The sequence below is a fragment of the Pseudoalteromonas sp. GABNS16E genome (assembly GCF_028598715.1).
Classification (GTDB): Bacteria; Pseudomonadota; Gammaproteobacteria; order Enterobacterales; family Alteromonadaceae; genus Pseudoalteromonas; species Pseudoalteromonas atlantica.
In genome coordinates, this window is the sequence record NZ_JAQREZ010000088.1 from 1 (window position 1) to 9,337 (window position 9,337).

Here is a 9,337-nt window from a genome sequence, read left to right on the forward strand (position 1 = left end):
GGATAGCCACGCGGTATGAAAAGCTTGAACGAAATTATCATTCAATGCTCGCTTTAGCATTTACTATGATGTGGCTACCAATGTGGGCTGATTGATATATGTACTACAAAGATCAACAGCCCCTAGTTATTAAAGTTAAAATTATAAAAAACACACCAACAAACAAACTCACCGTCGCTAATTTATAGCGCAATGCTTTAGCTAAAATAGGCTGATAGTATTTTAAAATAGCGCTTTCAAATCCGTCTGCAAAACGCTGCTGAAGTACTTCAAGCTTTGATGATTTTGTTTTTTGATTACGCAGTTTTATGTACTTTAAATGAGCTGGCAGCACAAACTTAGACTCAATTAACGAGAACAGTAATACCGGAATAACCACCACCGGAATTTGTGCAAATAAGGCACCCCGTGCGCCTTCAATAAACGCTAAAGGTAAAAAGGCCGCTACGGTTGTTAGTACCCCAAAGGTAACTGGTGTTGCAACTTCTTGCGTGCCTAAAATGGCAGCTTGTTCGCCCGACTCTGCGGTTTTTAAATGAGTATAAACGTTCTCCCCCGTTACTATGGCGTCATCCACCACAATACCCAGTACTAAAATAAAGCCAAATAAGCTCATAATATTAAGGGTTACACCAAAAATAGGCATCGCAATAAATGCGCCCATAAACGAAACAGGAATACCAATAAACACCCAAAATGCGATGGCTGGGCGTAAAAATAGGGTTAGCAAAGCCAGTACTAAAATGCCCCCTTGAAGGGCGCTGCTGGTTAGCGTAGCAATACGGCTTTTTACAACTTGAGAGTCGTCATCCCAGTAACTTAATTCAAAACCTTGTGGTAAGGAGCTTTGCTTAGACTCTATGTAGTTTTTTACATCATCTGCGACATCTATCGCACTTTGCGGCCCTATGCGGTATACATCTATAAAGGCGGCTTGTTTACCATTAAAGCGTGTACGTACTGGGGTCTCTTCAAAGTCATCATTAATGTTTGCTATATCACCTAAGCGTATTACTGTACCGTCGCTCTGATTTTTAACTACAATGTTTGCAAATTCATCTTTTCGGTAAGCTTGCCCTTTTGAGCTTATAAGTACATCGCCCCCTTCTGTTTTTAAATTACCAGCCGAAATATCAGAGCTCGACTTAGCCACAGCGGTAGATATTTGCGCAAGGGTTAAGTTGTATTGGCGAAGTGTATCTTGGCTTACTTCAATGGCGAGCTCGTAATCGCGTACACCACTTAGCTCAACCTGCGTAACATTAGGAAGGCGTAAAATATCGTCGCGTACTTGCTCGGCGTATTCTAAGGTTTCTTTTTCACCGTAATCGCTCGCTACGGTAACAGCTATTACTTCGCGTTTTCGCTCGGCAAGCGCCACAATAGGCTTTTCAGCATCGGCCGGAAAAGTGTTTATAGCATCTACACGGCTTTTTATATCGGCTAATAACTCGCGCGGGTCGTAGCCACTTTCTACTTCTATGGTTACCGACGCAGAGCCCTCAGATGAGCGGCTAGATATTTGCTCTATACCTTCTAAATCTTGAACGGCTTCTTCTATTCGAATGGTAACCCCTTGCTCTACATCCTCAGGGGTTGAGCCGCGCAAAGTAACGCTTACACTTATGCGATCTGTTTCAAACGATGGAAACACCTCAAGCGGTATTTGACTCGATAAACTAAATAAACCCGATAGCAGTAACGTAATAAGCAATAAATTGGCTGCTACATGGTTTTTTGTAAACCAAGCAATCATGGCTTATCTCCTTGTGCAGCACGGCGTTTTTGTATTAGCTCTTCAACGCTAATTCCCATTTCTTGCGCTTTTTTTTCTAGCTGCTCACGCGATGGACGCTTACCTTTACCTGCGCCACTTGGGCCTTTTGCTCGCATATTTTGCGTATCGGTTTCGCCTAAAATGCTTACTGCTGTGCCAGAACTTACTTGCCCAAGCGGTGTAATTACTAACTTATCGCCTGCATTAAGGCCTGTTTTTACCATAGCTTGTGTAGCATTTTGCCATGCAAGCGTAATGTTTTTACGCTTTAACAGCCCCTCTTCAACCACATACACGTAGCTGCCTTGATAAATAGTACTATTAGGGATTATTAACGCATCAGGCACTGTTTTACCGCTAATTTGCGCAGTGATGTATTGCCCAATTTTAATTGGGTATTGGTTATTAGCCGTGGCTTTGTAAGGGTCATTTATTTGCGCAACAATATACAATTGCTGTGCACCTTCATCGATAGCGCCTTCAGTGCGTATTATTTGCCCTTGCCATGTTTGCTCGCCCACTAAGTCAGATTTAAACTTAACGAGTGAGCCGGCTTGGTTTTTACTGCCATCTCTGTATTGCTCTGGCAAACTAATATACGAGAGGTCTTTATTTTTAATTGGTAAGCGCACTTCAACGCTGTCTATGGCATAAATAGTTGCAAGTTCTGTGTTTTCGCTTACCACTTGGCCAAGGTCTACATTACGACTAAGCACACGCCCAGCGTAAGGCGCAGTAATTTGGGTGCGCTCTAAATCAAGCTGTGCTTTTTCAAGTGCGGCTTGTGCTGAAAGTACTTGTGCTTGTGCAGCCGCTAGTTGGGGCTCGCGAAGTACTAAGCTGCTCGCTTGAGATGAGCCGCCTAAACGCTTCCAATCAGTAATTGCTTGTTGGCCGCGGGCTTTTTCTTCTAACAAACTTTGCTCTGCAGTAAGTAATGCTGCTTGCGCCGATTTAACCTCAGCCTGATGATCTCTATCATCTAGCTGTAACAGTACATCGCCTTTTTCAAAAAAACCGCCCTCTCTAAAATCATCACTTACTTTATTAATTTGCCCAGATGCTTGAGCAACTAACAAACTTTGAGTACGCGGCTTTACCGTGCCATAGCTATCAATAAAAATTAAGTAATCTTGTGGCTCAATCTTTTTTACAGATACGCTCACCGTGGCTTTAGGAGGTGAGCCAAAACGTTTTGCTTCAGGTGGATTACCCTTAATAAACATAACAATTAAAATGGTGGCCACCACCACTACGGCTGGGATTAAAAGTTTTGCTGATTTAGTTTTCATCGTTATTGCTCTTAGGTTCGCTTGTTGGGGCGTTAAAATCGCCGCCAAGGGCAACGTATAGGTTTATTCGGTTAGCAATTAGCTGGTTTTTTGTTTCAATGAGTGAGCTTTGCGCATCAAAAGAGCGGGACTGGGCATCAAGCACAGTAGTGTAAGTTACTAAGCCGCTTTGGTACTGCTCAAACGACAGTTGCTCTGCTGCAAGGGCGTTTTCTTGTGCCTCTAGCGTGCTTTTATAACTGGCTTGCAAGGATTGCTGCTGAGTAATTGCGTTTTCAACATCGCTGAATGCATCGTACAAGGTATCTAAATATGCTTGTTCTTGTTTTTGTGCATTTAAGCGTGCTACTTCTTCATTTGCTTTTAGCTGGCCACCATTAAATATTGGCGCAGAAATACTGCCTAATAAAGACCACGCTAAGCTTGATGGCGAGAATAAATCGCTCACTCTATCGGTGCTATCACTCACGCTTGCTGATAAGTTTAAACTAGGGAAACGCTGTTTATGTGCATAAGCTAGGCCTGCATCGCTTGCTAATAACTGGTACCAGCTTGCGCGCAATTGAGGCTTGCGTGTAATTAGCTCAGAGGGGATACCGGTATTAATTGGCGAAAGAAAAACAGGCAGTTCAACCTCTGCTGATATATCGCCTTTGGGGTAGCCGCCTAATAAGCGCTCTAAAGAACGCGACGCGCTTACAAGCGTGGCTTGTTGATTAGCAATACGCGTACGCTCGTTATTAAGCTCATTACGGGCTAAATATACATCGAGTGCTTCATTAATACCTTGGCGGTAGCCTGATTCAATAATATCTAAGTTTTGCTGTGCGTTTTCTTCTCGGCGATTATATAAATCGAGTAACTGCTGGGCGGTTACTAAATCAAACCAGCCGGTGACAACATCGGCCACCAATTGCTGCTTAGCTTGCTCAAAACTAGCTTGTTGCGCTAAGTAGTTTAGGTTGGCTTGGCGTTTAGCATCAGATAACTTACCCCACACATCTACTTCATAGCTTAGCTCTAGCGTGACAGAGCTGGCATTATTATAACTTACAGGTCTATTGTCTTTACTGCGCCTAGTTTGCGCAGATAAATCAAGATCAGGCCAAAGCGCAGAGCCTGAAATTATTAATTGCTGCTTTTGTATTTGTACATCATAGCCACTTTGCAACAAGGCCTGATTATTATTAAGTGCCTTATTAACAAGATTTTCAATATAAGGGTTTTCTAAGGTTTGCAGCCATTGCTCATCTACTGCAAGTGCATTTTGTGCTAAACCATGTTGCCATGTCGCTGCAATGTCGCTGGGTGCTTGCTCGCGCTGCTGAGGGTTTAGCGTACCCGCACAGCCGCTCAACAATACCAAGCTAAGAGCCAATAAAGTTGGCTTAGTTTGCCAAATCATAGTTAACCTAAATTACTGCCATTTATGAATGTAATTCAAGCACTTTGGCAAATTTTGCTCAACTTACTTTACATAACATTACATACGTTGCGATGAATTAACATAATAGTCAGTTATTATAAAAAGCGGCAGGGGATTTGGAGGGTATTTATACAAAAAAGCAAATAGCGTGTAATACACTATTTGCTAAATGGGATAAGTAATGTTGTTAAACACAAGCCTTTAAATTTCTTTAACGAAGCTCATATATTGCTGCATATCGCCAACAACTGCTTGCGCTAATAATTCGCTTGTTTTTACTGCGTACGGCTGTTTAAAGTGAATATCCCACAACGCAGATTCACTGCGCCAATGTTCATAAACAACTAATGTATCGTCGTTATTTTCAATACTATATAAATCAAACACTAAGTTACCAGGCTCCTGGCTGCGCGTTTGCGTTACATGAGTTGCGAAACGCTCAATGACTTTATTTTTAAAACTTGGCTTAATCTTAAAAATAAAAAACACAATACATATATCATCTTCAGGGTTAACAACTTTTGTATTACGCTCATGCAGCGGAGCTGGCACTGTATTTTCTAATAACATGACCTGTGGCGCCGATTGGCTGATTTCAGGCAGCGCATTTAATAACGTTTGTGTGTAATCTTGTGCGCCATGGTAATCAACTGCATTTTGATCTTCAAAACGCTCATAAGCAAAAAAGACGCCTGGCTCGTTTTTATCCTGATATAAACGCATCTCTATAAGACCTGTTTCGGCTTTAGCGCCTTGCTTGTCTTCTTCTAGTAGCGCTTTAAATTGTGCGATGTGCTCGTCTTTAATATCAAACTTAACAATTTGCGTGATCATAATTAGCTCCAGCTTTAAATTACTGATACCAATACGCTTAATTAAGTGATCTATTTTGAGGCTTGAAAAACGTGCTGATAGCTAGGCAAAAAAATTCACTATTTATTTGTTCTAAATGAGAATTTTTAACGCCGGTAGTGACACGTTTAGCCCCGCAAAATGATTAAGTATTATTACGGATTGGCATTATTAGGACTAAAGGTACCCTGCACTTTATTACTTAAATCAATCATTTTGAGTGAGTAAATGGAGTGAGTAATAACAGCACCTAACCTTTTGATGAGGTAATTATGCGCATGCAAACAAGGGAGAAAAAGAGAGGATATACCCAATTAATATGGACTGTTTTGTCCATAATAAATTTTAAACAAAAAAAAGCCCTGCATGTGTATGCAGGGCTTTAATATAAATGGTGCCTCGACCCGGAATCGAACCAGGGACACGAGGATTTTCAATCCTCTGCTCTACCAACTGAGCTATCGAGGCACTTAAACAGTGCAATTAAATGTTTAGAACATTTAATTTAAATAAATGGTGCCGACTAACCGAGTCGAACGGTTGACCTACTGATTACAAGTCAGTTGCTCTACCAGCTGAGCTAAGTCGGCACACTAAACTGTGTGCTAAGGCACGTTCAATTTTAAAGATTGAGAACTTAAAATAAATGGTGCCTCGACCCGGAATCGAACCAGGGACACGAGGATTTTCAATCCTCTGCTCTACCAACTGAGCTATCGAGGCACTTTAACAGTGCTAATTAAAAACCATAAATGATTTTTAATGCAATTCCCATTCAGCGCTATCGACTGAGCCATCTGGGCGTGCGGCGTATTAAACGAGTTTTGCCCTTACAAGTCAACTTTTTTTTTACTCTTTATAACTGTTTGAACGGTTTTCACACAACAAAGCGTATTTTTATATACTAATGTTTATTTATCCAACAAAAACTCACAAAAAACCTTAATTTAATCAATTAAACCAGACTAAAAACGTAGTGAATTATTTTACGTAAATGATACGATTACTGTGAAAATACGATAAGGGCTTATCGTACAAACAAATACCAATGGGAACAATCAATGCAGAGTAAATTCTCTTCGCCGGTGAAAGGCTTACTGCCACTTTTTTTAATAATTAATATTGCAGTAACAGCGCTTGCTATTGTTGCCTTTGCGTTTTATTCGCAAAACACACAACCTGCACCAGCAGCCAAACAAAAAGTAAGTATTACGCAGCTAGTACAGCAACTTGATTTACCAATGGTAGATGCACTTACTATGTATGGGCAAGGCAAGGTTCGCCAGCTACTTGAGCTTACCTCAGTATTAGATGATGAGTTTGAATACACGCTCTATCGCTTTAATGCCACCTCAGAAACCCAACTTGTATATAGCAGCACTAAACCCGCTATCGAGTCTAAAAAAGTAAATGAGCATTTAACTGAGCAAGGTGTATTGCACCATATATTGCTTTTGAACGACCAGCCTATTGGTGAACTAATAATAAAACAACAGTTACCAGCACCGCCTTTAACGCAGCAAGACTCGCAAGTAATAGCCTATATTATTGCAATTGTAAGCGTGTTTGCCTTATTTGCATTAGCCCTACTATTTAATACCTATATAAATACTCGCTTGCGTAAAAGTAGTCATTTATTAAATGAAGAACTTCAAGCGATTACCGAAAATGGCAATTACGACAGTAAAGTAAGTGAAAAACTAGACCTAGGCTTATCTGGTGTAGCTAAAAACATTAACTTGCTGCTAGATAAAGTTAACTCAGTAATGTCTGAAAAAGAGGCTGCGCAAAAAGAACTTCAAAAATTACAAACAGGCCTTGAGAGCGAAGTACAACAAAGAACAATTGCATTAGAGCAAGCGACATTAAAAGCACAACGCGCTAGCGAAACTAAAACGACCTTTTTAGCCACTATGAGCCATGAAATTCGCACCCCTATGAACGGCGTTATTGGCACTATAGATTTATTAAGACAAACAGAGCTTGATGGCGCGCAGCATCGTTTAAGTACTATTATCCGTGAGTCAGCGTTTTCACTATTAAGTATTTTGGATGATATTTTAGACTTCTCTAAAATTGAAGCGGGTAAGCTAAATATTGACCCTACGCCTTTTTCAGTTACTGATACGATTGAAGAGGTTGCTCGCGTGCTTTCATCTGTTGCTAAAAAGCGCAAATTAGATTTAGAGCTTTCTATTGCGCCAGATATTCCAACTAATTTAACTGGCGATACAATACGGGTTCGCCAAGTACTGTATAACCTTTGTAGTAATGCAATTAAGTTCACCAGTACTGATGATAAACGCCAAGGGCACGTAAAAATATCGGTAGAAGTGGCCCATAATACGGCAGATCATTTTACGCTGCGTTTTTGCGTAACCGATAACGGCAAGGGCATGACCCAAGCGCAACTGCGAGAAATATTTAACCCGTTTGTGCAAGCCGAAAACTCAATTACCCGTGAATACGGCGGCACTGGTTTAGGACTTTCTATTTGTAAAAGTTTAACCGAGCTTATGCTCGGTACTATTAATGTAACTAGCCATGCAGGCATTGGTAGCGAATTTACCGTTGAGCTTCCATTTGGTACCTCAGGAAAAATTAAGTACGCACATAAAAATGCGCTCAATGGCAAACATGTAGTGGTAGTGAGCAATCATTTAGAGCGCGAAAAAGCAATGTACCGCTATTTGTCATTTATGGGCGCTAAAATTACCTACGTGCACAACCAGCAAGAAATAGAAGCTCAACAAGAGCAGCACGATATTATCTGGGTTGTCGATGGCATAGATGATATGGAAAAAGTTAACTCTTTACTGCGTCGTCTTATTTACTCACTTGAAGATAATAATCAACAAGTAGTGGTATTAAGTAAGCTTGATGAAGCCGCTATAAACCATAAAAATGTATTTTATATTAATGCCTCACCGCTGTGTAAATCTAACTTTATGATGTCGATATTGGTAGCAGCAGGCTTGCATCAACCTAAACAAATTAAAAAAACAAAAACACTCAACAATTATTTAAATGTTGAACAAGCACGCGATGCCAATAAACTCATTTTATTAGTAGAAGATAACTTACTAAACCAGCAAGTTTTAACCGACCAACTGCATATACTAGGCTATGGCGTTGAAGTAGCAAATAACGGTGAAGAAGGTTTAGATATGTGGCGTCAAAACAATTACTCGCTCATATTAACCGACTTACATATGCCAAAAATGTCAGGTTACGATATGGTTGAAAAAATTCGCGATGAAGCCAAGTTGTTAGATTCTATAGACGCTCAGCCTTATATTATTGCGGTTACTGCCAATGCGCTCAAAGGTGAAAAAGAGCGTTGCCTGGCGGTAGGTATTAATGACTTTATTACTAAGCCTATAGAGCTTAATGCCTTAGAAGATACCTTAAAGCGTTGGTATGATAAGCATAATAAAGACCAAACTGTTGTCATTCATCAAAAACCTGCCATGCCTATTAATATGGACGCGGTATCTACTTATGTAAACGGCGACGAAGCCAAACAAATACGCTTTTTCAAAATGTTTTTAGAGCAAAGCCAAAGCCTAATTAAAAGTATTAATTCCGGCGTTATGGTTAATGACAGAGACGAGATAAGCAGTGCTTGTCATCAGCTCAAGGCTATCTCTAAAACTATTGGTGCAGAGGCCGTTGCGCAATGTGCAGAAGAGTTTGAAGAGAAGTGTCGAAATGCCGAGCTTGATACCGATGAGCTAATAGCGCAAAGGGATACCCTTGAAATTGAATACTCTAAAGCCGCACAGTTTTTAAAAGAGCAAGTGCGCTCAGCGAATACTGATGAAGAAACGCTATAAAATATAGCCATAAAAAAGGGCTATATAGCTAATGCCAGTCAGTTAAGCTGACTGGTATTTTTCTTTTTGGTGGGGTATTTACTTGGTTTGGGTTTGACCCTTCGAGGGTAAAATCTATCTTCCCGCCTCGTCGGAAGTGCGTAATAAGTTAGCT

General features: G+C 40.5%; 4 protein-coding genes, 3 tRNA genes and 2 pseudogenes. 2 read left to right on the forward strand and 7 right to left on the reverse strand.

What is annotated here, in order from left to right; genetic code table 11:
- A pseudogene (locus tag PSI06_RS20060) lies at positions 1 to 95 on the forward strand (IS5/IS1182 family transposase); the annotation flags it as partial.
- 23 nt (positions 96 to 118) lie between these two features.
- On the opposite strand, the pseudogene PSI06_RS20065 reads toward PSI06_RS20060, so the two are convergent.
- The 7 genes and pseudogenes from PSI06_RS20065 to PSI06_RS20095 all read right to left on the reverse strand — a co-directional run.
- A pseudogene (locus tag PSI06_RS20065) lies at positions 119 to 1,756 on the reverse strand (efflux RND transporter permease subunit); the annotation flags it as partial.
- A complete protein-coding gene (locus PSI06_RS20070) occupies positions 1,753 to 3,069 on the reverse strand; it encodes an efflux RND transporter periplasmic adaptor subunit (RefSeq protein ID WP_273604758.1) in 1,317 nt (438 codons plus the stop codon). The gene PSI06_RS20070 and the pseudogene PSI06_RS20065, both read right to left, overlap by 4 nt.
- A complete protein-coding gene (locus PSI06_RS20075) occupies positions 3,059 to 4,474 on the reverse strand; it encodes a TolC family protein (RefSeq protein WP_273604757.1) in 1,416 nt (471 codons plus the stop codon). The genes PSI06_RS20070 and PSI06_RS20075 overlap by 11 nt, the downstream gene beginning before the upstream one ends.
- A gap of 222 nt (positions 4,475 to 4,696) precedes the next feature.
- Positions 4,697 to 5,329 (reverse strand): putative quinol monooxygenase, encoded by a 633-nt coding sequence (locus tag PSI06_RS20080; RefSeq protein ID WP_167381750.1) that lies wholly within the window; start codon positions 5,327 to 5,329, stop codon positions 4,697 to 4,699.
- 410 nt (positions 5,330 to 5,739) lie between these two features.
- Positions 5,740 to 5,815: transfer RNA gene (locus tag PSI06_RS20085), tRNA-Phe, on the reverse strand.
- 46 nt (positions 5,816 to 5,861) lie between these two features.
- Positions 5,862 to 5,937: transfer RNA gene (locus PSI06_RS20090), tRNA-Thr, on the reverse strand.
- A gap of 57 nt (positions 5,938 to 5,994) precedes the next feature.
- A tRNA-Phe gene (locus tag PSI06_RS20095) sits at positions 5,995 to 6,070 on the reverse strand.
- A gap of 338 nt (positions 6,071 to 6,408) precedes the next feature.
- Here PSI06_RS20095 and PSI06_RS20100 point away from each other — a divergent pair.
- Positions 6,409 to 9,183 carry a hybrid sensor histidine kinase/response regulator gene (locus tag PSI06_RS20100; protein ID WP_273604780.1) on the forward strand — a complete coding sequence of 925 codons (2,775 nt, stop codon included), beginning with the start codon at positions 6,409 to 6,411 and terminating at the stop codon, positions 9,181 to 9,183.
- The last annotated feature ends 154 nt before the right edge of the window (positions 9,184 to 9,337 follow it).

Coding starts and splice junctions, on each gene's coding strand:
- PSI06_RS20100 (WP_273604780.1), top strand. CDS start 6,409: ATGCAGAGTAAATTCTCTTCGCCGGTGAAAGGCTTACTGCCACTTTTT.
- PSI06_RS20070 (WP_273604758.1), bottom strand. CDS start 3,069: ATGAAAACTAAATCAGCAAAACTTTTAATCCCAGCCGTAGTGGTGGTG.
- PSI06_RS20080 (WP_167381750.1), bottom strand. CDS start 5,329: ATGATCACGCAAATTGTTAAGTTTGATATTAAAGACGAGCACATCGCA.
- PSI06_RS20075 (WP_273604757.1), bottom strand. CDS start 4,474: ATGATTTGGCAAACTAAGCCAACTTTATTGGCTCTTAGCTTGGTATTG.